At 30.5% G+C, this 26,253-nt stretch carries 26 protein-coding genes; 23 read left to right on the plus strand and 3 right to left on the minus strand.

The features are described from left to right. Positions 1–2: 2 nt before the first annotated feature. From ACFWU4_RS02165 to ACFWU4_RS02235, 15 genes are all read left to right on the plus strand, one after another. Entirely contained in the window at positions 3–1,055 is a 1,053-nt protein-coding gene (locus ACFWU4_RS02165) for a hypothetical protein (protein WP_411124417.1), read from the plus strand. Beyond that, positions 1,048–2,070 carry a dTDP-glucose 4,6-dehydratase gene (gene rfbB / locus ACFWU4_RS02170; RefSeq protein WP_411124419.1) on the plus strand — a complete coding sequence of 341 codons (1,023 nt, stop codon included), beginning with the start codon at positions 1,048–1,050 and terminating at the stop codon, positions 2,068–2,070. Before ACFWU4_RS02165 ends, rfbB begins: the two co-directional genes overlap by 8 nt. Then, positions 2,067–2,930: a glucose-1-phosphate thymidylyltransferase RfbA gene (rfbA, locus tag ACFWU4_RS02175; protein WP_411124421.1), complete on the plus strand. Its 864-nt coding sequence runs from the start codon at positions 2,067–2,069 to the stop codon at positions 2,928–2,930. The genes rfbB and rfbA overlap by 4 nt, the downstream gene beginning before the upstream one ends. A gap of 1 nt (position 2,931) precedes the next feature. After that, positions 2,932–3,477 (plus strand): dTDP-4-dehydrorhamnose 3,5-epimerase, encoded by a 546-nt coding sequence (gene rfbC / locus ACFWU4_RS02180; protein WP_411124423.1) that lies wholly within the window; start codon positions 2,932–2,934, stop codon positions 3,475–3,477. Beyond that, positions 3,474–4,325 carry a dTDP-4-dehydrorhamnose reductase gene (rfbD, locus tag ACFWU4_RS02185; protein ID WP_411124425.1) on the plus strand — a complete coding sequence of 284 codons (852 nt, stop codon included), beginning with the start codon at positions 3,474–3,476 and terminating at the stop codon, positions 4,323–4,325. Before rfbC ends, rfbD begins: the two co-directional genes overlap by 4 nt. A 79-nt stretch (positions 4,326–4,404) precedes the next feature. Next, positions 4,405–5,520: a GDP-mannose 4,6-dehydratase gene (gmd, locus tag ACFWU4_RS02190; RefSeq protein WP_411127210.1), complete on the plus strand. Its 1,116-nt coding sequence runs from the start codon at positions 4,405–4,407 to the stop codon at positions 5,518–5,520. Between the two features lie 4 nt (positions 5,521–5,524). Then, a complete protein-coding gene (locus ACFWU4_RS02195; RefSeq protein ID WP_411124427.1) occupies positions 5,525–6,577 on the plus strand; it encodes a GDP-L-fucose synthase family protein in 1,053 nt (350 codons plus the stop codon). A gap of 8 nt (positions 6,578–6,585) precedes the next feature. Continuing rightward, complete coding sequence (locus ACFWU4_RS02200) at positions 6,586–7,218, plus strand: hypothetical protein (protein ID WP_411124429.1); 633 nt, start codon at positions 6,586–6,588, stop codon at positions 7,216–7,218. 4 nt (positions 7,219–7,222) lie between these two features. Further along, positions 7,223–8,242: a UDP-N-acetylglucosamine 4,6-dehydratase (inverting) gene (pseB, locus tag ACFWU4_RS02205; protein WP_411124431.1), complete on the plus strand. Its 1,020-nt coding sequence runs from the start codon at positions 7,223–7,225 to the stop codon at positions 8,240–8,242. Beyond that, on the plus strand, positions 8,242–9,393 hold the full coding sequence (gene pseC, locus ACFWU4_RS02210; RefSeq protein ID WP_411124433.1) for a UDP-4-amino-4,6-dideoxy-N-acetyl-beta-L-altrosamine transaminase: 1,152 nt from the start codon (positions 8,242–8,244) through the stop codon (positions 9,391–9,393). The genes pseB and pseC overlap by 1 nt, the downstream gene beginning before the upstream one ends. Continuing rightward, a complete protein-coding gene (gene pseF, locus ACFWU4_RS02215) occupies positions 9,386–10,090 on the plus strand; it encodes a pseudaminic acid cytidylyltransferase (RefSeq protein WP_411124435.1) in 705 nt (234 codons plus the stop codon). The genes pseC and pseF overlap by 8 nt, the downstream gene beginning before the upstream one ends. Beyond that, positions 10,068–11,957, plus strand: coding sequence for a UDP-2,4-diacetamido-2,4,6-trideoxy-beta-L-altropyranose hydrolase (gene pseG / locus ACFWU4_RS02220; RefSeq protein ID WP_411124437.1), 1,890 nt, complete (start codon positions 10,068–10,070; stop codon positions 11,955–11,957). The genes pseF and pseG overlap by 23 nt, the downstream gene beginning before the upstream one ends. Continuing rightward, the gene (gene pseI, locus ACFWU4_RS02225; RefSeq protein ID WP_411124439.1) at positions 11,941–12,987 is read left to right on the plus strand and encodes a pseudaminic acid synthase; all 1,047 of its coding nucleotides are present in this window, start codon (positions 11,941–11,943) and stop codon (positions 12,985–12,987) included. The genes pseG and pseI overlap by 17 nt, the downstream gene beginning before the upstream one ends. A gap of 108 nt (positions 12,988–13,095) precedes the next feature. Then, positions 13,096–14,301, plus strand: a complete 1,206-nt coding sequence (locus tag ACFWU4_RS02230; RefSeq protein ID WP_411124441.1) for a hypothetical protein — start codon at positions 13,096–13,098, stop codon at positions 14,299–14,301. A 391-nt stretch (positions 14,302–14,692) separates the two neighbouring features. Next, positions 14,693–15,538: a hypothetical protein gene (locus ACFWU4_RS02235; RefSeq protein ID WP_411124443.1), complete on the plus strand. Its 846-nt coding sequence runs from the start codon at positions 14,693–14,695 to the stop codon at positions 15,536–15,538. A 209-nt stretch (positions 15,539–15,747) separates the two neighbouring features. Here ACFWU4_RS02235 and ACFWU4_RS02240 read toward each other — a convergent pair whose 3' ends face one another. Beyond that, complete coding sequence (locus ACFWU4_RS02240; protein ID WP_411124445.1) at positions 15,748–15,903, minus strand: hypothetical protein; 156 nt, start codon at positions 15,901–15,903, stop codon at positions 15,748–15,750. Between the two features lie 109 nt (positions 15,904–16,012). Between ACFWU4_RS02240 and wzy the strand changes: the two genes are divergently transcribed. The 7 genes from wzy (at position 16,013) to ACFWU4_RS02275 (ending at position 23,326) form a co-directional block, all read left to right on the plus strand. Then, positions 16,013–16,966 (plus strand): O-antigen polysaccharide polymerase Wzy, encoded by a 954-nt coding sequence (wzy, locus tag ACFWU4_RS02245; RefSeq protein WP_411124446.1) that lies wholly within the window; start codon positions 16,013–16,015, stop codon positions 16,964–16,966. Then, positions 16,963–18,177, plus strand: a complete 1,215-nt coding sequence (locus ACFWU4_RS02250) for an O-antigen ligase family protein (protein ID WP_411124448.1) — start codon at positions 16,963–16,965, stop codon at positions 18,175–18,177. Before wzy ends, ACFWU4_RS02250 begins: the two co-directional genes overlap by 4 nt. Beyond that, positions 18,174–19,259 carry a glycosyltransferase family 4 protein gene (locus ACFWU4_RS02255; protein ID WP_411124450.1) on the plus strand — a complete coding sequence of 362 codons (1,086 nt, stop codon included), beginning with the start codon at positions 18,174–18,176 and terminating at the stop codon, positions 19,257–19,259. Before ACFWU4_RS02250 ends, ACFWU4_RS02255 begins: the two co-directional genes overlap by 4 nt. Positions 19,260–19,261: 2 nt before the next feature. After that, complete coding sequence (locus ACFWU4_RS02260; RefSeq protein ID WP_411124451.1) at positions 19,262–19,813, plus strand: putative colanic acid biosynthesis acetyltransferase; 552 nt, start codon at positions 19,262–19,264, stop codon at positions 19,811–19,813. Positions 19,814–19,820: 7 nt separating this feature from the next. Next, a complete protein-coding gene (locus ACFWU4_RS02265; protein WP_411124453.1) occupies positions 19,821–21,026 on the plus strand; it encodes a WcaI family glycosyltransferase in 1,206 nt (401 codons plus the stop codon). Positions 21,027–21,195: 169 nt separating this feature from the next. Further along, entirely contained in the window at positions 21,196–22,551 is a 1,356-nt protein-coding gene (locus ACFWU4_RS02270; protein ID WP_411124455.1) for an exopolysaccharide biosynthesis polyprenyl glycosylphosphotransferase, read from the plus strand. Positions 22,552–22,558: 7 nt separating this feature from the next. Continuing rightward, positions 22,559–23,326 carry a glycosyltransferase family 2 protein gene (locus tag ACFWU4_RS02275; RefSeq protein WP_411124457.1) on the plus strand — a complete coding sequence of 256 codons (768 nt, stop codon included), beginning with the start codon at positions 22,559–22,561 and terminating at the stop codon, positions 23,324–23,326. Here the strand turns inward: ACFWU4_RS02275 and ACFWU4_RS02280 are convergent. Continuing rightward, the gene (locus ACFWU4_RS02280) at positions 23,316–24,623 is read right to left on the minus strand and encodes a phenylacetate--CoA ligase family protein (RefSeq protein ID WP_411124459.1); all 1,308 of its coding nucleotides are present in this window, start codon (positions 24,621–24,623) and stop codon (positions 23,316–23,318) included. The two genes, ACFWU4_RS02275 and ACFWU4_RS02280, sit on opposite strands and share 11 nt — an antisense overlap. An 83-nt stretch (positions 24,624–24,706) precedes the next feature. Between ACFWU4_RS02280 and purD the strand changes: the two genes are divergently transcribed. Beyond that, complete coding sequence (purD, locus tag ACFWU4_RS02285) at positions 24,707–25,978, plus strand: phosphoribosylamine--glycine ligase (protein ID WP_411124461.1); 1,272 nt, start codon at positions 24,707–24,709, stop codon at positions 25,976–25,978. On the opposite strand, the gene ACFWU4_RS02290 is transcribed toward purD, so the two are convergent. After that, positions 25,973–26,200: a DUF6341 family protein gene (locus ACFWU4_RS02290; RefSeq protein ID WP_411124462.1), complete on the minus strand. Its 228-nt coding sequence runs from the start codon at positions 26,198–26,200 to the stop codon at positions 25,973–25,975. The two genes, purD and ACFWU4_RS02290, sit on opposite strands and share 6 nt — an antisense overlap. Positions 26,201–26,253 lie beyond the last annotated feature (53 nt).

A 26,253-nucleotide genomic window follows, 5' to 3' on the forward strand; every position in this document is an offset into this window, starting at 1 on the left:
AAATGAGTGAAAAATCACCACAAGAATCTCAAAACGAGGAAGTTGATTTAGGAGTGTTGTTTAAAGCAATAGGAGAATCATTTGAAAAGTTATTTCGATTTATAAGCAATATCTTCAAAGGCACTTTTTCATTAATTATTTTAGCTCTAAAGCCAATTGTAAATAATTTTAAGTTAGTTGCGATAATATTAATGGTTTCCGCATTAGTTGGTTTCTTCATTGAAAAAGTAAAAGAGCCAGTTTACGTTGCAGATATGTTGGTTCGCCCATATTACGACTCAAAGTATCAACTGTCAAATAATGTCAATTATTTTAACGCTTTAATTGGTTCAAAAAACTACGCTGAATTATCTGTGATTTTTGAAATTGATAGTTCAACAACTGCAAAAGAGTTATTAGGTTTTGATATTGAGATTGGCCCAGAAACGCAAAATGATTTAATTAAAGAGTATGATGATTATATAAAATCTCTTGATAGCACTTTAGCCGTTGATGTAACTTACGAAGACTTTATTAGCAATAGAGACATATTAGCTGGAAGAATTTTTTCTATTAAGGCAAAGTCCACTAGTAATAATGTTTTTCCTAGTTTAGAGAAAGGGTTTATTAAAACGTTAGAAAATGAATATTCAATAAAATTAAAAAAGAGAACAGACTCAATACGTAAAGTCAAAAGAAAAAGTTATTTAGATGAGTTGGAAAGGGTTGAAAATCTTCAAAAAACGTATTTAGACATCAAAAAGACGGAGTCAGAAAAAGATCTTGTAAAAGTTGCAGGAGGAGTATTACCCCTAATACAAGAAAAAACAGAAACAAAAGAGTTTGAGCTTTTTAAAGAGGAATTGAAAATAAGAGGTGCATTAAGACTTATTGAGGAAGAAATGGTTGATGAAGGTCAATATTATGACATATTATCAAGTTTTGAAGAAGTAGGTGCAAAAGAAAAAGACTTTTTTGAGGAGTACTCGATTATCTTTCCGGCTTTGGCCTTAATAATTTTAATATTGGGTTATAGTTTTATCAAAGTTTTTAAGTTCATTAAGGAATATGAGTAAGACCCAAACTTTATTAGTAACTGGTGGAGCTGGTTTTATAGGGTCAAATTTTATAACTTATTTATTAGAAAACTACAGAGACATTAAAGTTGTAAATTTAGATAAGCTTACCTATGCTGGTGAGCTTTCTAATTTAAGTGAATTAGTAAATAATGTTAACTATACATTTGTAAAAGGTGATATTTGTGACACAGAGTTAATTAACTCACTATTTCAAACACATACGTTTACAGGTATTATCCATTTTGCAGCAGAGTCTCATGTAGATAATTCAATAAAAAACCCTGACGCCTTTATAAACACAAATGTTTATGGAACATTTAATTTACTCAATGTCGCTAGAAAATATTGGATGAATTCTCCCTTTATTTTCAAAGAAGGATGTGAAAAAAATAGATTTCATCATATATCTACTGATGAGGTGTATGGAACTTTAGGCGAAATAGGTTTATTTACAGAAGAGACTCCTTACGCACCAAACAGTCCATATAGCGCGTCAAAAGCCTCATCAGATTTTATTGTTAGGAGCTATTACCATACTTACGGAATGAATGTCGTTACCTCTAATTGCAGTAATAACTACGGCCCAAAGCAGCATAACGAAAAGTTAATACCAACAGTAATAAGAAAGGCAATTAACAACGAGAAAATACCAATATATGGTGATGGAAAAAACATAAGAGATTGGCTTTATGTAGAAGACCATTGTAGAGGTATAGATTTAGTATATCGTAAGGGATTACCTGGAGAGACTTATAATATTGGAGGAAAAAATGAAAGAGATAATCTTCATATAGCTAATAAAATTTGCGAGATTCTCGATGAAATAAAACCAAAAAACACATCTTATTTAGATCAAATTACTTTTGTTAAAGACAGACCCGGACATGATTTCAGATATGCAATTGATGCTTCTAAAATAGAGAATAATCTAGGTTGGAAAGCAATAGAAAATTTTGAGACCGGTATAATTAAAACTGTTAATTGGTATCTCAATAAATACGAATTATTATGAAAGGAATAGTATTAGCAGGTGGTTCGGGCACAAGATTACATCCGCTTACTTTAGCAGTTAGCAAACAACTTATGCCTATTTATGATAAGCCAATGATATATTACCCTATTTCTACTTTAATGTGGTCTGGTATTAAAGATATACTTATTATTTCTACACCATCAGATTTATCACTCTTTAAAAAGTTACTTGGTGATGGAAAGAAGTATGGATGTAGTTTTAATTATGCAGAACAAGAATCTCCTAATGGTTTGGCAGAGGCCTTTATAATTGGTGAAGAGTTTATCGGAGATGACAAGGTTGCTTTAATTTTAGGTGATAATATTTTTTATGGTACAGGCTTGTCTGATTTGCTGCAGAAAAATAATGATCCAAATGGAGGTATTATTTATGCTTATCATGTCCATGATCCTGAGCGCTATGGTGTTATAGAATTTGATGATGATGGTTTTGCTGTTTCTATAGAGGAGAAGCCTAAAAAACCTAAATCTAATTACGCAGTACCTGGAATTTATTTTTACGACAATTCTGTGGTTGAAATTGCTAAAAGTATAAAGCCTAGTGATAGAGGTGAGTTAGAGATCACTGACATTAACAAAGCATATTTAGCTCAAGGAAAATTAAGTGTTAGTGTATTAGATAAAGGCACAGCATGGTTAGACACAGGTACTTTTAAATCATTAATGCAGGCATCACAGTTTGTACAGGTTATAGAAGAACGACAAGGTTTAAAGATTGGCGCTATTGAAGAAGCTGCCTATAGAATGGGGTATATTAATGAAGCTCAATTTAAAGAGGTTATTAAGCCACTTACTAAAAGTGGTTACGGTAGACATCTTTTAGGTTTATTAGGAGATTAATATGACGGTACAGGAAACTAAATTAGAGGGTTGCTTTATAATTCAGCCGCAGATTTTTGAAGATAAAAGAGGTTATTTTTTAGAAAGTTTTAATAGCAAAGAATTTTATAAAGTCACTGGCATAAAAGTTGATTTTTTGCAGGATAACGAATCACAGTCGTCAAAAGGAGTATTAAGAGGTTTACATTATCAAAAAGGAAAGTATGCTCAGGCAAAGCTAGTTAGGGTAATAAAAGGAAAAGTATTAGATGTTGTAGTAGATCTAAGACAAAACTCAAAAACATTTGGCCAATATGTTTCAATAGAATTGTCAGAAGAAAACAAAATACAAGTTTTTGTACCTAGAGGCTTTGCTCATGGGTTCTTAGTCCTAGAAGATCATTCTATTTTTAGTTATAAATGCGATAATTACTACAACAAGGATGCGGAGTCAGGCATTATTTTTAATGATAGAGATTTAAATATAGATTGGTATTATCCCAAAGAAGATTTAATTATTTCTGATAAAGATTTAATTTTACCAACGCTTAAAAATGCTGATTTATGAAAAAAATAGCTGTTTTAGGGGCTAATGGCCAGTTGGGCAAAACGCTTCAGTATTTAGCTAAAAACACCATAAACACATATACTTTTTACACTAAAGACTATATTGATGTAACAAATAAGAAAAGTATAGAGTCTATCTTTAATACTTTAAACTTTGATTTTTGTGTAAACTGCTCAGCATATACTAATGTTGAGGCTGCCGAAACTTATATCGATGAAGCTTTTGCTATAAATGCTGAAGGGGTTAAAAACATAGCTGAAGTTTGTGAGGCAAATAAAACTAAATTGATTCATATATCAACTGATTATGTGTTTGATGGAGAAAAAAAAGAACCTTATTTAGCTAACGACAAAACAAACCCAATTAATGTATACGGAGCCTCTAAATTAAAAGGCGAGTTTTATATTCAGGAAACTCTAAAAGAACATTATATTATTAGAACATCTTGGCTTTATTCGCCATATGGTAAAAACTTTGTTAAATCAATTATCAATAAAATTGATAAGGACTTAATGTTAAATATTACAACTGAAGAAAAAGGAACACCAACTAGTTGTATTGATTTATCAGAGTTTATTTTCCATTTAATTGATAAAGAGTCGATTCCATTTGGTATTTTTAATTTTTCAGCGCAAGGAAGTACAAGTTGGTATGGTTTTGCAAAGGAAATTGCTAAACAATACGATTCAAATAAAGAGAAAAATATATTACCAACAGATTATTTTAAAACTTTAGCCAATAGACCAAAATATAGTGTTTTAGATAACTCAAAAACAGAAGAAATATATAAGCGTCTTGCTAAATGGGAGAAAAGTGTCCAAGTTATAGTAACTGACTTAAAATGTTAGCTTTACTATTGTTTAATTATTTCTAGGAAAGGTTTTTAATATTACCTTTGTAACTTATAAAATGAATGATTTTTACACAATGAAGAAAATAGCATTAATTACAGGAGTTACAGGACAAGATGGGGCGTATTTAAGTGAATTTCTCCTTAAAAAAGGGTATATAGTTCACGGGTTAAAGCGTAGATCTTCTCTTTTTAATACTGATAGAATAGATCACTTATATCAAGATCCTCATGAAGACGAGATAAATTTCTTTTTGCATTATTGCGATTTAACAGACAGCACTAACTTAATAAGAATAATACAGGAAATTAAACCTGATGAGATCTATAATTTAGCTGCTATGAGTCATGTACATGTGTCTTTTGAAACACCAGAATATACGGCTAATGCAGATGGGATTGGTACATTAAGAATCCTCGAAGCTATTAGAATTCTCGGTCTAGAAAATAAGACAAGAATCTACCAAGCCTCAACCTCCGAACTTTATGGTAAGGTACAAGAAGTTCCACAAACGGAAACTACGCCATTCTACCCAAGAAGCCCATATGCTGTAGCAAAAATGTATGCCTATTGGATTACTGTAAATTATAGAGAAGCCTATGGCATGTATGCTTGTAATGGAATATTATTCAATCATGAGTCACCAATTCGTGGTGAAACTTTTGTGACACGCAAAATTACTAGGGCAACATCTAAAATTGCTTTGGGATTACAAGACAAAATATACTTAGGCAATTTAGATGCTCAAAGAGATTGGGGTCATGCAAAAGATTATATAAGAATGATGTGGATGATTCTTCAGGCTGATGAAGCAGAAGATTGGGTAATCGCAACAGGTAAAACAACCACAGTGAGAGATTTTGTAAAAATGTGTTTCTCACATGTTGGTATTGAGTTAGAATTCAGAGGTGAAGGTTCTAGTGAAAGAGGCTTTATAAAGGCTTGTAATAATCCTGATTATCAAATTAAGATAGGAAAAGAGGTTATAGCGGTAGACGAAAAGTATTTTAGACCCACAGAAGTCGATTTGTTAATTGGAGATGCATCTAAGGCTAGAAAAAAATTAGGTTGGGTACCGGAGTATGATTTACCAGCATTAGTTGAAGATATGATGTCTAGTGATGTTAAATTAATGAAGAAACAGCAATACTTAAAAGACGGTGGCTATAGAATAAAAAACTATTTCGAATAGGCTTATGAATAAAGACTCAAAAATATATATTGCTGGACACAGAGGTCTTGTGGGTAGTGCAATTTTAGAGAATTTAAAACAAAAAGGATATCATAATATTATTACAAGAACCCATTCAGAATTAAATCTTTCAGATCAAAATGAAACAAAGGCGTTTTTTGAAAAAGAAACCCCTGAATATATTTTTTTAGCCGCAGCCAAGGTGGGTGGTATTGTTGCCAACAATGTTTACAGAGCGGATTTTATTTATGAAAATTTGATGATACAGAACAATGTGATTCATCAAAGCTACTTGAGTGAAGTTAAAAAATTATTATTTTTAGGTAGTACATGTATCTATCCTAAAAACTGTCCTCAACCAATGAAAGAGGATTATTTACTAACAGACACATTAGAGTATACTAACGAGCCTTATGCCATAGCAAAAATAGCCGGTATTAAAATGTGTGAAAGTTATAACTTACAGTATGAAACTAATTTTATTTCTGTAATGCCAACAAATTTATATGGACCAAATGATAATTTTGATTTAGAAAAATCACATGTTTTACCAGCATTAATAAGGAAAATACATTTAGCAAATCTTTTAAAGAATAATGAAATTAGTGCTATTTTAAGTGATACTGGTTTCAATACTTTAGAAGAAGCAAATATTTACTTATCTTCTTTCGGCGTGTCAAATAAAAGTGTGGAAATATGGGGCACAGGTAATCCAAAAAGAGAATTTTTGTGGTCTGAAGACATGGCTGACGCGTGTGTTTTTATAATGGAAAACAGAGATTTTGAAGACACCTACGTTAATAATCAGAAAGAAATACGAAACACTCATATTAATATAGGCACAGGTAAAGATGTGTCAATAAAAGAACTTGCGTTTATTATAAAAGAAATAGTTGGTTTTGAAGGTGATTTAGTTTTTAATGCGGATAAGCCAGATGGTACAATGAGAAAACTTACAGACGTTTCTAAGTTAAACAGCTTAGGCTGGAAACATAGAATTGAACTAAAAGAAGGAATACAGAAACTATATAATTGGTATTTAAACAGTAAAAAATAGAACGTAAAATGAAAAAAACAGCTCTGCTATTATTAGTTTTAACAATGCTCGCTTGTAAGAACGAAAAGAAAGAAGAATCAACAGAAAGTATTTCTGAACCTGTAATAATCTATGATACAATAAAAACGTTTACAGATCAAGAAATTAAGGCATGGACAAAAACCAGAGTAGAATTAGAAAGAATATCTGATGAATCCGCAGTTAATTCTTTTTCTTTAAAAAGATTGTCTAGTACAGAGTCTTGTTATTTGGCAACAGGACCTTTTGCTGTTAATTATGCTTATGTATATAAGGTTTCCGTCAATGTAAAAAAGGGCGCTAATTCTAATTTCTTTGGTTTAAGGTTGGTAGGATCCTATCCAGATAGAGTAGATGCTTTTTTTAATTTAGATAAAGGTGAATTAATTGAAACGAAAACAACAAGGGATTTTGAGAATGCAAAAGCAGACATAAAAGATCTAGGTAATGGTTGGTATACCTGTTCTGTCGAAGCAGAGGTTGCTGCAGACAATGTAAGAGTAATTTTAGGACCTTCTAGTGGAAGTAAAAATGCAATCGGTTGGGAGGGAAAAACAGACAAGATGGACGATGTTATTATCGATCCATCATCATTAACTATATTTATACAAAAAGAACAATAATATTATGTTTAGCTTAAAAGATAAAACAATTTTAATTACCGGAGGAACTGGCTCACTTGGAAAAGCTTTGACCAGTCATATCTTAAATAATCACCCAGAAATTAGTAAACTGGTTATATTTTCACGAGATGAGCAAAAACAATTTCAAATGGCTCAGGAATTTCCTAACGATAAGTATCCGCAAATAAGATACTTCATAGGAAATGTAAGAGACAAGGAAAGACTGGTAAGGGCTTTTCAGCATGTAGACTATGTTATTCATGCAGCTGCAATGAAGCACGTACACATTGCAGAATATAATCCAGATGAATGTATTAAAACTAATATAAATGGTGCAGAAAATGTGGTTGATGCTTGTTTGAGAACAAATGTTCAGCGTGTTGTTGCATTATCTACTGATAAAGCCTGTGCACCAATAAATTTATATGGGGCGACCAAACTTACTTCAGATAAATTATTCATCGCGGCAAATAATATTAAAGGTAGTAATCCTATAAAATTCTCAGTTGTGAGATACGGAAATGTTATGGGATCTAATGGATCTGTAATACCATTCTTTATAAACAAGAAAAAAGAGGCAAATAGACTACCAATTACTGACCCAAATATGACTAGATTTAATATATCCCTTCAAGGAGGTGTAGATATGGTTATGCACGCTCTAGAACATGCATGGGGTGGCGAATTATTTGTCCCAAAGATACCATCATATAAAATCATGGATGTCGCAGAAGCAATCGGACCTAATTGTGAAAAGCCCGTTGTTGGTATTAGACCAGGAGAAAAAGTACATGAGGAAATGATTACAGCGTCAGATTCATTCTACACTTATGATTTGGGTAAATACTACACTATTTTACCAGCAACTCATCAGTGGAAGTTAGATGAGTTTATAAGTAAGTTTAATGCAAAGAAAGTTGAACATGGCTTTAGTTATAATTCTGGTGATAACGATGACTGGGAAACAGTAGAAAGTTTAAGAGCTCTTGTAAAGAAACATGTTGATCCAACTTTTGAAGTGTAATGAAAAAACAAGCTATTCCATACGGCAGGCAGTCTATAGATAAAAATGATATTGATTCAGTTGTAGAAACTCTAACTGCAGATTTTTTAACTCAGGGTCCAAAGGTAAAAGAGTTTGAGGATAAGTTTGCCCAATATGTTGGTTCTAAATATGCTGTGGCTGTATCTAATGCAACTGCAGGTCTCCATATTGCAGTAATGGCTTTAGGGTTAAAGCCAGGTGAACGTGTAATTACAACACCTATTACATTTGCGGCATCAGCAAATTGTGTTAGGTATTGTGGTGGCGAAGTTTGGTTTGCAGATATTAATCCAGATACATATACGCTTTCTTTAGAAAGCACAAAAAAGTTAATTGAGAGTAAACCAAAAGGGTTTTTTAAAGGAATTATACCTGTAGATTTTGCTGGCTTACCTGTAGATTTAGAGGCTTTTAGAAATTTAGCAAACGACAATAACTTATGGATAATTGAAGACGCATGTCATGCTCCTGGCGGCTATTTCGAAGATTCTAAAGAAATAAAACAGATGTGTGGTAATGGATATTATGCAGACATAGGAATATTTTCTTTTCACCCTGTAAAACATATTGCATGCGGTGAAGGTGGGATGGTAACTACCAACTCCAAAGAATTATTTGAAGCCTTATCAATGTTGAGAACACACGGTATTACAAAAGAAAACATGAGTGAAAACCATGGAGGTTGGTATTATGAAATGCAAGGACTTGGTTACAATTATAGACTTACAGATATTCAGTCCGCCCTTGGAATTACGCAATTAGCAAAAAATGATAAAGGTGTTATAAAGAGAAATAAAATTGCTAAAATCTATAAAGATGCGTTTAGAAATAAAATAAAATTTCAGAGTTTGCCAAATGGAATGTATAATGCTCACCATTTATTTATTATCGAGGTAGAAAATAGAAAAATGTTGTATGACGACTTGAGAACACATAATATTTTTGCTCAGATACATTATATACCTGTTCACACACTCCCATATTACAAGGAAATTGGTTATAATAATGCAGATTTAGATGCTTCAGAGGACTACTATTCTAAATGTATTAGTTTACCAATGTACCCAACTCTTAGTGAAGAAGAACAACAATTTGTAATTGAAAAAGTATTAAACTTTACTAATGGCTAATTTGGCAATTATACCAGCAAGAGGTGGTAGTAAGCGTATTCCTAGAAAGAATATTAAAAACTTTTTAGGTAAGCCTATTATAGCATATTCTATTGAGGCCGCTCTTAAAAGCGACTTGTTTGAAGAGGTCATGGTATCAACAGATGATAAAGAAATAGCAAAGGTTGCAATTAAATATGGCGCCAAAGTTCCTTTTTTTAGAAGTAATAAGAATGCTGACGATCATGCCGTATTAGCAGATGTTGTAAATGAAGTTATAACTAATTACAAGGCTCAAAAGAACAATTTTCTGAATGTTTGTTGTATACTACCAACAGCACCTTTTATAAATGCAGAGAAGATAAATAAGGCGTATACTAAATTAGTAGATGGGAATTTTAATAGTGTTTTTCCTGTTTTAGAATTTTCTTTTCCTATTCAACGTTCTCTTAAGATAAAAGAGGATAAAGTATCAATGGTTTGGAGCGAAAATTTAAACACACGCTCACAAGATTTAGAGGCAAGGTACCACGATTCTGGTCAACTATATTGGTTAAAAACAGACTCTTTTAGTAAAGATAAAAGGTTATTTACAGAAAACTCTGGAGCTTTAATTATATCAGAGTTAGAAGCTCAAGATATTGATACTGAAACTGACTGGAGGCTAGCTGAAATAAAATTTAAACTTATGCAGAATGACCAAAAAAATAATCTTTAGAGCAGACGGAAATTCTTCTACCGGATTAGGTCACCTGTATCGATTGTTTAGTTTAGTCGAAATCGTAAAAAATGAAATAGAATTCATCTTTTTAACCCAAGAGACCTCAACAGATTCAATTATTCCAGATGATTACGAAAAGAAAGTCATACCGCGTAAAATTACAATAGTAAAGGAAGCAGAATGGATTGCGTCTAATTTTTCATCAGACAATTATATTATAATTGCAGATGGTTATCAATTTAATTCAAATTATCAGAAACAAATAAAACAGAAGCATTTTAGACTAATCTACATAGATGATCTAGCAAATGAACACATGTATGCTGATGTGGTAATAAATCACTCGCCATATATCAATTCAAAAGATTATTCAAAGGAAAATTATACCAAATTAGCGTTAGGGACAAAATATGCGCTTTTACGCCCTCTGTTTTTAGAGGAGACTAAGCAAACGAGAGTAATAAACCATCTCGACAAGGCCTTTGTGTGTTTCGGAGGTGCAGATCCGTTTAATTTATCTCTTAAAGCGGTACAAGCCATGGTACCAATGAATGAATTTATTGAATTACACGTTGTTTTGGGTGGTGCTTATAGGCATAAAGAAATATTTACTTTAGAATCTAAATATCCAGATAAAATAAAGACTTACAGTAATTTATCAGAAGCAGAATTAATTCAAGTTATGCGCACATGCAATTTTGCAATAGCTCCCGCAAGTACAATTTTATATGAGTTATCTTGTGTTAAAATGCCTATATTAAGTGGTTATTTTGTTGATAACCAAGAATTAATTTATAAAGGTTTTAAGGATAGCGAAGCAATTTATCAAGGTAAAAGCATGAGAGACTATGACGTCTCTGATTTTACAAGTCAAATAGAAAAAATATTAAATGACAGAAGATTTAATGATAAGATTAGATCGCAACGAGCACTATTTGATGAAAAAATAACGACAAGACATTTAAAGATAATTAAAGAAACCGCTTTAACTATTGGAATCTTGTGCAGTGGTGGATTAGGTTTAGATACCTTATCAAAGATTTCAGTAGATTATAAGATACAATTTATATTAACTGATAGTAAGTCTATTAGTATTATAGAATTTGCTAAAAAAAATAGTATTCCTGTATTTGCTGGTAACCCAAGAAATGGGAAGGGTTATGATTTTATTAAAGACTTTAATACGGATATTATTGCTTCAATAAATTATTTGTTTTTAATCGACGAGGACATTATCGAACACGCTAAATTATTAACTTTTAATATTCATGGTTCGTTATTACCTAAATATAGAGGAAGAACACCTCATGTTTGGGCTATTATAAACGGAGAGGAAAAGGCTGGTATTACTGCACACATTATTGATAAAGGTTGTGATACTGGAAAAATAATTGAGCAAATTGAGGTGCCAATAAATTTTGAAAATACTGGTGCTGATATTTTGGAAAAATATGCAGAAGCTTATTACCCTTTAGTAAAAAAGGTTTTAACTTCTACCTTATCAAATCGGCTAGAATTTAAAATTCAAAATGAAAAGGATGCATCTTATTTTGGAAAAAGGACACCTGCTGATGGAGAAATTGACTGGAATTTGACTAAAGAAGATATTCGTAATTGGGTCCGTGCTCAAGCTAATCCCTATCCTGGTGCATTCACATTCAACAATAATAGAAAAATTATTATTGATAAAGTTTCTTTTTATAATGCAATAGAAATAAGTAATTATAGTAATGGTGAAATCATTAAAGCACAACCATTTGTAGTAGTTAAGACAAAAAATGGAGCCTTAAAACTAGATAATATAAGGACAGAAAAGTGTACTTTTGTTAAAGGTAATGTATTAGGAAATGAAAATAGGAAATAGAGAAATAGGTGGAAACAATCCATGTTTTATAATAGCGGAATTGTCAGCAAATCATAATGGGGATTTAAACGTTGCAATTGATACTATTAGAGCGGCAAAAAGGACTGGTGCAGACGCGATTAAATTACAAACTTATACACCAGATACTTTAACTATAGATTGCGATAAAGATTATTTTAAAATAGATGGTGGTACTTTATGGGATGGTAAGTCACTTTATGAACTATATGGTGAGGCTTATACCCCTTGGGAATGGCATAAAAGACTGTTTGAGGTAGCAGAAGAAGAGGGCCTAATTTGTTTTTCTTCACCATTTGATTTTACTGCTGTAGATTTCTTAGAAGAGTTAAATGTACCAGCATATAAAATAGCATCCTTTGAAATTCAAGATATTCCTTTAATAGAATATGCTGCTTCAAAAGGGAAGCCTATTATAATTTCTACTGGAATTGCCGAAGAATCTGATATTAGACTAGCTGTTGACGCATGTAAAAAAGTCGGGAACAATGATGTTATTTTGTTAAAATGTACATCATCTTACCCTGCACCACTCGAATTGGCGAATCTTAAAACTATTCCGGATTTAAAAGAACGATTTAATGTTGAAGTAGGCTTTAGTGACCATACTTATGGTTCATTAGCGCCAACTGTAGCTACCACATTAGGGGCTAAAGTAATTGAAAAACATTTCATATTAGACAAAGACATTGGAGGTCCTGATGCTGATTTTTCTTTAGATGTAAATGAGTTTACAGAACTAGTGAATAAAGTAAGGGATACAGAAAAATTACTGGGCACTATTTCTTATAAAATCTCAGAAAAGGTAAAAAAGAACAGAAAATTTGCAAGATCACTTTTTGTAGTTAAAAACGTAAAAAAAGGTGATTTTATAACAAAAGAGAATGTTAGATCTATCAGACCTGGTTATGGCTTACCCCCTAAATATTACGCTACAATTCTCCAGAAAAAATTCACTTGTGATATTAATTTAGGAGAGCCCCTAACTTCTGAAATGATAGAGGATTTTTAGAATTTTACTTTTTCAAATTACAACCGAAGTGTTTTAGAAAGTAAAATCGACTGGGATTAATTTATTACTATTTCATTTTTTTCAAAATATTACAATTAAAAGAGCTCAATGAAAAAAATAATTTATTTCGATAATTGGGATAAGGGTTATCGTAATTTTTTGAGATTAGATCAAGGTTTCAAATCTAAAGACTATGAGACCTTATTAATTCATACAGCTTCCTTAACTAACCCAGAGGTTAAAAAAGAGTACTTAATCAATGGTTTGAAATTGAGAGATATTTCTTTTTATAAAACAATACGCATAAAAAAGGTTATTAAAAAAGAAGGTCCTTCTGCAATTATAATGCTCAATCTTTCATTTATCTTAGATAGGGTGATTGTTCAAATTTGTAAAGATTTAGATATTAATGTTTATTATTTAGCACATGGTAAATTAGTTTCAATAGACAGTGTAAAAGAAGTAAAGGAAAACCTTGATCAAAAAGGGTTAATTTCTAAGATTAATAAAAAGAATATATTTTCCACTTTTAATTATATTTTGGGTCTCAAAAACCCACTTCAGTTGTTTGTTTTTATTAAAAAATTACTTACAAACCCTACTGAGTTTATAGTACTTCCTAAATATTCCGAAGAATTAAATGTTAACAAATGCTTCGTATATTATCAGTCGGATTTCGATTTAATGACAAAAGAATTTGGCTTTCCAAGAGATAAAATAGATGTAGTTGGTAATCCGGAACTCGATGTATTTTACAATTCAGAAATAAAAAGTAAAAAAGTTTTTTGTATTAACGAATTGGGTGTTGATGATATCGATTATGTTGCTTACTTAGATGATGGTCTTTCATCAATTCATAATTGGGATGATAATAAATGGCTTGATTTTTTGAAGGATATTAATAATATTTTGTTGAGAAATGATCTAAAATTAATTATAAAAACCCATCCTAGAAGGGATATAAAATCTCATTTAGATTTTTTTGAGTCTAACAATATTACGGTGATAAAAGATTTAGACTTTAAAAACTTCTTACACCACTCTAAATTCGTAATCAGTCATTTTTCATCTGTAATTATATATGCTCTTCTATTAAATAAAAAGGTTAAATCACCGCGTTGGGGAGTTTCAAATGGTCTTGTTGAGCAATATCCAAATTCTGTTGTAGATTATTATGATAACTCCAAGGTTTTTGAAGATAGTATTTTTAATTGCGAAGTCGATACTTTTGCTATAAAACATTATATAGAAAGCACTATTGGTAAGGTTGATGGGAAAAGTGTAGAGAGAATCGTAAATGGAATTATAAAGTAAGAATTAAACAATGTTTAAAAATAAATCTAACATATTAACCTCTGTAAAGTACATTTTTGTGTCTGGTGCATCAAAAGGGTTAAACTATATATTGTTATTTTATTTTGCGGTTGGAGTTTATTCAGATCAATATATAACCATATTGCTGCTACTTTCTCTAGAACAGATTTTAAGCCTGTTATTGCCCTTAAATCACTCTAATGTTATTTACTCTAAGTCAATTACAAGTTATAAGCATATAACTAATAAAATGACCTGTAATTCTATCGTAACTGTGCTTTTGTTTGTTTTGCTTTATCTCGTTTTTAAAGATGAAGTTTTTAATTATTTTGAGGTATTTGATAATCTGGTTTATCTAAGTTTATTTTTTAGTATGCTTATTAATTCTTACATGGTATATCTAACCAATTATTTTAAGGTAATAGGTGAGCATAATAAAGCGCTTATTGTCCAAGCCCTTTTATTAATCTCATTTATTAGTATTGTAGTTTTTATAGTATTTATTGAGGATGTGGTACTCGCCTTTTTCCTAGGGAAAGCGATAGGCTTATTTATCGCTTTAGTTATTTTGGGGTTATATAATTTATTAGGCTTTAGTTTTAGTGTTAAATTCTTAAATAAAGAGGAGCTTAAAAATGTCATGAACCTATTTTCTGTTAGCGCTCTAGGGTGGTTATCTGGACTTGGATTTTTGAATTTGGCTAAAATTTATTCAAGCGCAGAGGAGTTAGTTAAAATAGGATATATTTTAAATATTTTTAATGTTTTCTTATTACTCAGTATTGGAATCAATTCTATTTATGCTCCTGTGATTAAAAAGCATTTACAAAATCAAAATAATTTCAGAGCGTTGAAAATAAAAACAAAGACATTACTCGGTTATTTGTTGGTTGCCATTTTAACTTTTGCTTTTTACCTTGTGATTTCTAGTTTTGACTTTGGCTTTAATGAGCGTGTAGTTGCTATTATTTCAATTATTCCGTTTGTAATTTTAATATATATGTTTAATGCTTTTAATTGGGTGTCTCAACCTTTTTATTTGGTTAATAATAAATTCAAAAACTATAACCTAATTAATTTACTGTCTTATGGTATTTGGATACTTGTTCTAGTAGGTTCGATTTACTCTGGGTATAAAAATTTTATTATATATTTAATCCTTATCCATTTTATAAAAAGTGTACTTTCCTTTATGTACGCCAAAAAGTATTTTATGAATAAAAACTACATACCCTAAATAAATTGAATTTTATAAATGAAGCTTAAATCTATATTAACTTTTTTATATTTTGTTATTAGCGTTCCGTTGTTTGTGTTTTTCTATGCAGAACCTATCGTTTGGATTTCTTTTTTTATAAATTTTGTTGTGTTAACGTATATTACAAATTACCACTTAAATAAAGAAAACACCTTCTCCCCATTTTTAACTTCATTCATTATATTTAATTATTTGTTCTTTTTAATGGCACCTATGATACAGATTTCTTCTCTTAAAGCAGGAGAAAATAGTTTTCCAAATGCGATGCCATATTCAGTCCAAAGTGTGTTATATGTAAATTTCTTAATATTAATTTTTGTTGTTGGTTTTTTTACTACGTACATTTTTTTAAAAAAAAGAAAGCTTAAAAAAGAGGTTGAAGTAAAAGAAAGTGACACTAGTTTTTTTACTCCCTTGATTGTAATAATTTTATTTGTTTTGTGTCTAATTATAGTGGGTTTTAATTATAATTATGTTTTAGATGAAATAAATAATTCCATATATCAACGCTCTGAGTCTTCAGTATCTGTGCTCCTAATAAAGAAGAAATTTTTATTTTATATACCTCTTGGAGCAATAGTAATCACCTATCGATATTTAATTAAAAAGAAGGCGGTAACTACAAATACATTGTTTGCGTCCTTAGCATTAGTAGCACTAATATCAATCTTACTATTTTTTAAAAATCCATTAGTAGAAAAAAGAAATGCTTTAGGCCCAATTTATATAACACTTATTTTTCTCTTTTATCCTAAATTAATTAACAGTAATTCTAAGTTTTTCTTTTTTCTATTTCTATCAATGATTGTGGCCTTTCCATTAATTTCTACAATAACTCACTTAGATGCAAGCTTGGAAGAGACAATAGCAAATCCTGAAATTTTCTTTAAACTACTTGTTGAGTCTGGCAGCATATCAACAACATTTAACTCGTTACATTACGACGCCTATAGTAATATTTTAGCAACCGTTGAATACACTCAATTTAATGGCTTCTCCTTTGGGTATTTATTACTTGGCTCAGGGTTATTTTTTGTTCCCAGAAGTTTATGGGCATCTAAGCCAATAACTACTGGAAAAGAAGTTGGAAGCTACTTAATTGAAACGCATAGTTTTGGTGATGGAAAGTTTAATAATTTGTCTAATCCAATAATATCTGAAGGTTATATTAATTTTGGGGTATTGGGTGTTATATTAATGTTTTTAATACTAGCCTACGTTATAGTTATATTTTTAAAATGGTTTAGTTCTTCCGACTCATTAAAACAGCTTATTGCTTTCTATTTTGCTATACATTTAATATTCTTATTAAGAGGTGATTTAACAAATGGCTTTGCTTACTTTATAGGTCCTTTTTTAGGAGCCTACGTTTTTCCTAAAATTGTAAAAAGATTTTTTAGAAAATGAAGCGATTTTTAAATCTTAAGCCAATAAATTCTCTATTTGTAGTAGGCTTTTTTTTGTTTTCAATTTCTTTGCTTTTACCGCTAAATTTAAGAAATATCCCAACTTTTATATTTGTTGTTGTAATACTTTTATTATCACGAAAACTAAGGTTTAATAAAACTTTGGTTATAAACAGTCTTGTGTTTTTTATAATGCTAGTAAGCTTAACATACTCAAGCGATATTGATTTTGGATTAAAAAAAATAGTTGTCTTAATACCTATACTGGTAATGCCTTTTTGTTTTTTCTTAATTAAGAAGAGTTTTAATATTAGGCAATATCAGCTTCTTTTTTATAAAAGCTTTTTTTATTCAACTGTTATTTTTCTTGTCGGTGTATTTATTCATAATTATATAAATGGATATTTTAATGAAACAATATTTGTTCATTATCCTCAAAGAATGAATATTGGGTATGGTAAATATTCTATACATCCTATCTACATATCAATTTACATTTCTATAGCGATTATTTTTTCTATCCCTATTTTAAAACAAACCAAACATAAATTAAAACAGATACTTATCATTTTATGTGTTTTATTTATGTCAATAATATTATTAATGTTGGCACGTAAAGGACCAATAATAATTACGTTTATAATCATTTTAGGGTATTTCTTATTCAACAATAATAAGAAACGAATAAAATTACTTTTACCTCTTTTATTACTTCTAATGATTTTTATAGGTTACAGCATCCCTCCTTTAAGAATAAGGTTCATAGATTTAATAAACGTAATATTTGATAAAAACTATAGCTTGTTAGGGTCCACAACAATGAGACTTTATATTTTTGAATGTTCAACCGAAATCATTAGTAACAATTTTATGATTGGAGTTGGCATCGGTGATGTTAAACAAGCTTTAAATGATTGTTATTTATCAAATGAAGAAGTTTTTAAAGGAAAATATTTTAACTCTCATAATCAGTTTCTGAGCGTTTCGTTAGCTTCAGGTTTTGTTGGTCTTCTGGCCTTCTTAACGATGTTTTATCATAATATTAAAATAGCAATAAAAAATAAAAGTTTTGTGCATACATCAATTACTATACTTTTTATAACGATAATGTTCACTGAGAATATTTTAGAAAGACAAGATGGTGTAATGCTTTTTTCCTTTTTTATCAATTTCTTTGCATTTCAAAAGATAGAGCAGAAAACTTCGGAATGAAAAAAATACTATTAATTGGGCCATTGCCAGAGCCAACTACTGGTGTCTCTTTAGCAAATAAAGTGGTTGCTGAAAATTTAGATAAAGACGAGGCTTACACTATCTCTACAATTAATACATCTTACGATAGATTTGACGAAAATATTGGAGCCTTTTCAATTTCAAAGGCATTATTTTTTATAAAGCAGAATTTTTTAGCGTATAAAATTTTTGGCGTAAACGCAGTTTATTTAACCCCTGGGCAAACCTTTTTTGGGGTCATTAAGTATGCGTTTTTCATTCTTTTATCTAGAGTATTGAATAAAGAAATTATAATACATATCCATGGAAATTATCTTGGCACAGAATACAGTTTACTTAAAGGTATAAAGAAAAGGTTGTTTAAGTTTTTATTATCAAAATCTAATAAAGGTGTAGTTCTCTCTGAATCGTTAAAGGGCAATTTATCACCCTTTATACAACAAGATAATATTTATGTACTCTACAACTTTGTAGAGGATTATTTATTTAAAGAGAAAAGTGTACCAGACAAACAAGAAATATTAATTCCTAAAATTATTTTTTTAAGCAATTTAATGGAAGAAAAGGGGATTTTTGATCTATTAGATGCGCTAAGAACTCTTGAAGATTCCGGTTTTAATTTTGAAGCAAAAATTGCTGGTAATATAGATAAATCAAATCAGGCAAAATGTAAAACCTATTTCACTAAATTAAAGAAGGTAAGTTATGTTGGTGTAGTTAAGGGAGGGGAAAAGAAATCATTACTAGAATGGGGTAATATTTTTATTTTACCTACTTATTATAAAATGGAGGGACAGCCAATATCTATTTTAGAAGCGATGTCTACCGGAAACATAGTCTTAACTACTAAACACGCCGGAATACCAGATATTTTCACAGATTCAAAAAACGGGTTTTATGTTGAAAAAAGGAACCCAAATGATATTGCTAATAAAATTAAACAAGTAGCTGTTAATGATGATCTTTCAAGAGACATAATTGATCAAAACTTAATATTTTCTGAACAAAAGTATAGAGTTTCTAATTTTATTAATAATCTTAAGACTATTTTTGAAGCTTAATAATGACTGAGAATATTCAAAACCTTAATAATTATAAAAACCCAGATGGTTTTAGAGGCAGGTCTAAATGGACTGTTCAGCTATGGTGGATTGTGTATGCTTTATTTTTTAAACTTTCGCCTCAGGTAATGTATGGTTGGCGACGTTTTTTACTAAGATCGTTTGGGGCAAAAATTGGAAAGAATGTAATTATACGACCATCAGCCCAAATTACATATCCTTGGAAAATTTCTATTGGTGATTTTAGTTGGGTTGGTGATGAGGTTGTTCTTTATTCTTTGGGCGAAATAGAAATAGGTTCTAATACTGTTATTTCTCAAAGAAGCTATATATGTACAGGTTCTCACCATTATAATTCGGAAAATTTTGAGATTTATGCTCAAAAAATCAAAATAGGGAATAAGTGTTGGTTAGCCTCAGATGTTTATGTTGCGCCTTCAATTACTATTAATGATTTTACGGTAGTTGGTGCTAGGAGTAGTGTGTTTTCTAACTTACCAGCGAATAAAGTATGCGTTGGGAGTCCTGCAAAGCCTATTAAAGATAGAATATAAAAAATTTGTGAAAATTAAAAACATAACTTTTATAAGCCTTAATTACGCGCCAGAGGATACAGCTATTGGCTTATATTCCACGCAATGGGTAAGTTTTTTAAAAGATGCTGGGTTTAAAGTTACAGTAGTTACAGCGTTTCCTTATTATCCAAAATGGGAGATTTCTGATGGTTACAAAAAGAAAAAGGTATTTTTACAAGAAGAGTTATTTGGCACTAGAGTTTTGAGATATAAGCAGTACGTCCCCAAAAATCCTAATTTTTTAAAGCGAATAATACATTTATCCGATTTTACTTTTGGATCATTCTTCAATCTTTTTAAGATTAAAGAATGTGATTTAGTGATTTCAGTTGTTCCTTTTACTACCTCTGTATTATTAGGTTATATTCAAAAAAAAAGATTCAAATCGAAGTTATGGGTTCATGTTCAAGATTTTGAATTTGATGCGGCACTTCAGACTGGTGTTGGAAAAAAGAAAAATATTATTTTTAAAGCGCTTTTTAAATTAGAAAAGTGGTTGTTTTCAAAAGCAGATTTAGGAAGTACAATAAGTCACAGTATGCTTAAAAGATTTTCAGAGAAAACTACTTCTGAACAATTTTTTTTACCAAACTGGATTGATGAAGAAAAAATAAATCCCCTAAATTCTGAGCCGCACAAGTACTTAAGTTCTAACAAAATTAAAATCTTATATTCTGGTAATATTGGAGATAAACAAGATTGGGATGTTTTTATCAAATTTTGTAACGATATTAATCCAGGTATTTACGATGTAGTTGTTGTGGGTGATGGAGCAAAAAAAGATTGGTTGTTAGAAAAAATTAGCGCCTTTTCAAATGTTCATTACTATCCTCCTGTACCTTTTGAAGAATTATCTGATTTATTATGCAGTGCGGACGTACATATTTTATTTCAAAAACCAGAAGTAATAGATACAGTTATGCCTTCTAAAGTCCTAGGTATGATGGCAAGCGCAAAACCATCAATTATAATAGGAAATGAAAACTCTGAAGTAAAATCTATTTTTGAAGCTTCAGATGCTGGCTTATATTTCTCTAAGTACAGCTCTATTCTTGTTACAGATTTGCAACACCTTACAAATAACAAGGAAAAGCTACAAAAACAAGGCGATAAGGCGCGAAGCTATGTAATTGAAAATTTTTCGAAAGACAAAATATTGTCTAATATGTTAGAAAAGTTGAAAGAATTATAATGAGTGCTACCTAAAAAACAAATTTTCTATTTTTTCACTTTCTCCTAATTTTGCAAATAATCTTGTATATATTCGGTTTTTATTCTAAATTTAAATTAGTAAAATCATTAACCAATTAAAGCTATAAACTCAGGAAAAAAACTACTTTTGCTAACTATTTTTGCACGATTTGAGTTTATTTAAACACGGAAGATATTCAGGGTATTTAAGACCTATTTCATATATACTTGACTTAAGTATTATTAATGGAATAGCTATCATCTATTTAATACAGGGGAAAGACCCTATTATATTTACATTATTTATATCTATTGGCTGGGTACTTTTATCTGTTTACTCAAAATTTTATGAAGTTTATAGATATACAAGACCAGTAAACATTCTGTCTTTAATTATAAAACAGCTAGTTCTATTTTTACTTTTTGTATTTGCTTTTTCTGGCCTTTATCATGAGTTAACCCTATACCCTAAACCCATTATAAAGTACACTTTTATTTGCTTTTTAATAATTACAGTACTAAAGTTTACAATCTACTACTTACTTCAAAAATATAGAGTTTCATTTGGTGGTAACTTTAGATCTACGGTAATATTTGGCCTTAATAAAAAGACAATGGCCCTAGAGAACTTCTTTAATAAGAACTTAGAGTATGGTTACATACATAAAAAGACTTATAATTTTAAAAATAAAGATATATCCTTAAATGAATGTTTTGAATATATTTTAGACGAGGATATTGATGAACTTTATTGCTCTATCTCTGAACTTACAAATTCAGAGATTGCTGATATTGTGGATTTTGCTGATAATAATTTAAAAATTCTAAAATTTATACCAGATAGTAAAGAGATATATTCAAAAAAACTACGTTACGAATACTATGATTACATACCTATTCTTACCCTTAGAAATATTCCGCTTGAAGATTCTGTCAACACTATCTTAAAGCGTGGTTTCGATATTTTATTCTCTAGTATGGTTATTATATTTATTTTGTCTTGGCTAACGCCACTTATAGCCATTTTAATAAAATTAGAATCTAAAGGAACAGTGTTTTTTAAACAGTCTAGGAATGGTTTTAACTTTAAAGAATTTGATTGTTATAAGTTTCGTTCAATGACACCTAATAGGAATGCTAATTTATACCAAGCCACAAGAGATGACCAGCGTGTAACTAAAGTAGGTAAGTTTATAAGAAAAACAAGTATAGACGAGCTTCCGCAGTTTTTTAATGTATTGTTTGGTGATATGTCTGTAGTTGGACCAAGACCTCACATGGTTAGTCATACCAATATGTATGCAAAAAAGATTGATAAGTTTATGGTAAGACATTTTGTTAAACCAGGTATTACAGGTTTAGCTCAAGTAAGTGGTTTTAGAGGTGAGGTAGAGACAGATAAAGATATTATAGGACGTGTAAAATATGATATTTTCTATATAGAAAATTGGTCGCTATTGTTAGATATTAAAATAATTTCTCAAACATTTCTTAACGCTGTGAAAGGAGAAGATAAAGCTTATTGATTATTAGATGAAACCTCTTGTTTCTATTATAACACCAATGTATAATAACGAAGATGTTATTAAGGAGACTATAGATAGCGTAAGTAATCAGTCTTATTCTAATTGGGAATTAATTTTAGTTGACGACTTTTCTTCAGATGAAACAGTGAAAACAGTGCAACCACTAGTTTTAGAAAATTCAAGAATAAAACTTTTTCAACACTCTAAAAATAGAGGAGCTGCAAAAGCCAGGAACTTTGGAACAGAGATGGCTAAGGGCAGCTACATAGCCTTTTTAGATGCCGACGACCTTTGGTGCAGTAACAAATTAGAACTACAATTAGAAGCGCTAAAAAGAGCTGATGTTTGTTTTGGCAGTTACGAACTTGTAGATGCTAACACAAAGCCCTTAAAAGTTAAGGTTAAAGCCATAAAATTACTTTCATATAAAAAACTAATAAAGGCAAATTATATAGGAAATTTAACAGGTATATACAATAGCAGTAAATTAGGTAAGATTTATACAAAGGATCTAAAAAAACGTCAAGATTGGTTATTATGGTTAGAAGCTTTAAAAAGAAGTAAAATGCCAGCAATAGGTATATCCGATACAATTGCCTACTACCGTATTACTGAAGGATCACTATCTTCAAATAAGGTTAATTTAATTAAGTATAATTTTGATGTTTATAGAAATGGTTTAGGGTTCTCTTTTCCCAAATCAATACTATACATGATAGGCTTTCTTTTTGAGCACTTAATCGTTAAGAAGCGATTAATAAAAACTATACCCTAGAAATAAATTGTTTTAATTTTCCTGCCTTGGTTCGTTTTAATTGTTTTACCCGTTCAAAACTTACTAAAATTCCAGTTTCTAAATAACGTTTTACTTCAGAGGATATAAGTTCCTTTTTTTCCACAGAAAGTGCCTCCTTGCTTACATAAAAGATTTTAAATGTATCTAACGTGGGTTGTTCAATGATAAATTCAGAAACATTACCATCATTTTCTATTACACTTTTAGTGATATAATAGAATGTTAATCCGGCAGCCTTTTTTCCACTTGGTAAAGTAACAATATCATTTGTTCTGCCAGTTAAAGATTTTAAAATTGGTTTTCTATTCGTGCTTGTTTTAGATAAAACACCAATATCACCAATATCATAACGAATAAAAGGATGTGCTTTATTGTAAAAAGAAGTAATTACTATTCTCCCTTCTTTTCCATATGGTAAAACATTATCGTTTTCATCCAAGATTTCTATATACAACGTTTCGCTATTAACCTGCCACTCGCCTTTTTTGTTTTCAAATGCTATTAAATCTAATTCAGACGCACCATATTCATTTATAATTGGCACGCCAAACTGTTTTTCCATCAAAGCTTTATCATCTTCAAACAACATTTCAGAAGTAACAATACATACTTTTAGACTTGGACAGATATTGATGAGAATAATGTCTTTTTGTTTTAAGTATTTAGCAAACTGAACTATTGGACTTGTGTAGCCGTTTATATATTCAAAAGCAGATCTAGTAAATCTAGAAAGCGCATTATCAAAAGCGGAAGAGCTCAAATCAAAAACTGAGAATCTAAATCGATTACCCAGCCAATCCTTTAATCGTTCTTTGTAATAGCTTTTTTTATCTAGAGGTATACCATAAAAACGAGCTTGTTTAGAAGAATTTATGTCAATATTATACCATGAAAAGCGATCCATTATTTCTGCCCATGTCATTGCATGGCACCATTTGTCTTTAGCAAAAACAAAAGGATGTCCAGAGCTGCCAGACGTTTTATTTATATAGACATTTTTAGAGGTAAACCCATCACTTAATCGTTTTTCTATTGGTTGCTGTAAATTGTGCTTTGTTATTATGGGTATAGTACTCCAATCATTTACATCAGCAGTTCTCCCATGTGATTTATAAAATGAATTATGCTTTAGATGATAAGTTATAATTTCTTTTTTCTTTTTCTCTACATAAACGTTAAACTCTAAATCATTTTGCCCTTTAATATCAGATAAAACGGTTTTTGCTTTGTTTATATCAAAGCCATTTACTTTCAAAGAAAAATCAAATAGTCTCAAGAGAAATGTCTATTTAAGGTTTATGTAAATTAATTGTTTTTTCAACTGAAAACCAATTATTTTTGCCCAAACAAAATTTAACCATGAATATTTTAATATTAGGCTCAGGCGGAAGAGAACACACATTTGCATGGAAAATTGCCCAAAGCAAACGTTTGAATAAACTATTTGTTGCGCCAGGTAACTCAGGAACTGAAGCTATTGCTGAAAATTTAAATTTATCGGTTACAGATTTTGAAGGGATTAAAACAGCAGTAATTCAAAAAAATATTGATTTGGTTGTGGTTGGTCCAGAGGATCCCTTAGTACAAGGTATTCATGATTTCTTTTTGCAAGATGAAGCTATAAAACACATTTCTATAATAGGTCCTCAAAAAGCAGCGGCCGAATTAGAAGGGAGTAAAGAATTTGCAAAAGAATTTATGATGCGTCATAATGTCCCAACGGCTGCGTATCAAAGTTTTACCAAAGAGACTGTAGAAGCTGGGTATAAGTTTTTAGAGTCTTTAAATGCGCCTTATGTATTAAAGGCAGATGGATTGGCTGCAGGAAAAGGTGTGTTGATATTAAATGATTTAGATGAAGCAAAAGCGGAATTAAAAAGTATGCTTGTAGACGCTAAATTCGGTAATGCTAGCAATAAAGTTGTTATTGAAGAATTTTTAGATGGTATAGAATTAAGTTGTTTTGTTTTAACTGATGGAAAGGATTATAAAATATTACCAACAGCAAAAGACTATAAACGAATTGGCGAAGGAGATACGGGTTTGAATACAGGAGGAATGGGTGCAATTTCACCGGTTCCATTTGCGACAAAAGATTTTTTAGATAAAATTGAAAGTAGAATAGTTAAGCCAACAGTAGAAGGATTAAAGAAGGACAACCTTCCTTATGTAGGCTTTATATTTATAGGAATTATTAAAGTTGGTGATGAGCCAAAAGTTATTGAGTATAATGTTAGAATGGGTGATCCGGAAACCGAAGTTGTTCTTCCTAGACTTAAAACTGATTTGGTAGAAATTTTGCAGGCTATGGCTAATCAAACCTTATTTGAAGTTAAAATAGAAATTGATGATCGAGCAGCTACTACAATTATGTTAGTTTCTGGTGGCTATCCCGAGACTTATGAAAAAGGTAAAAAAATTACAGGATTGGATACTATTGAAGATTCTATCATTTTTCATGCAGGCGCAAAATTTCTGGATGGCAATGTAGTAACTTCTGGTGGTCGAGTTATGGCTATAACATCTTATGGTGAAACTTACCATGAGGCTATAAAAAAATCCTACCAAAGTATAGAAAATCTAAATTTTGATAAGATGTATTATCGAAAGGATATTGGGTTTGACTTATAAATAAGAGTGTGCAGAAACACTTTTATCCTCCTCATTATTGTCATTATATTTTTTCAATTGAAGCATCCAATAGGTAAATGCTACAAAGCCTATTGCCATAAAAATCCAAGACATACCATTGGCAGCAAACCAGTTGCTTAGCTCTAATTCTCTTAATTCATCAAATGGGGTAAATAAGCCTCCAACAAATAAATCTTGTATTCCGTAAAAGAAATCTTTCATAAGTTTATAAATTTACAACGCAAAAGTACAAAAAGAGGTGTTATAATCCAATT

It is taken from the genome of Winogradskyella sp. PE311 (assembly GCF_046545555.1).
In the GTDB taxonomy this organism is placed as follows: domain Bacteria; phylum Bacteroidota; class Bacteroidia; order Flavobacteriales; family Flavobacteriaceae; genus Winogradskyella.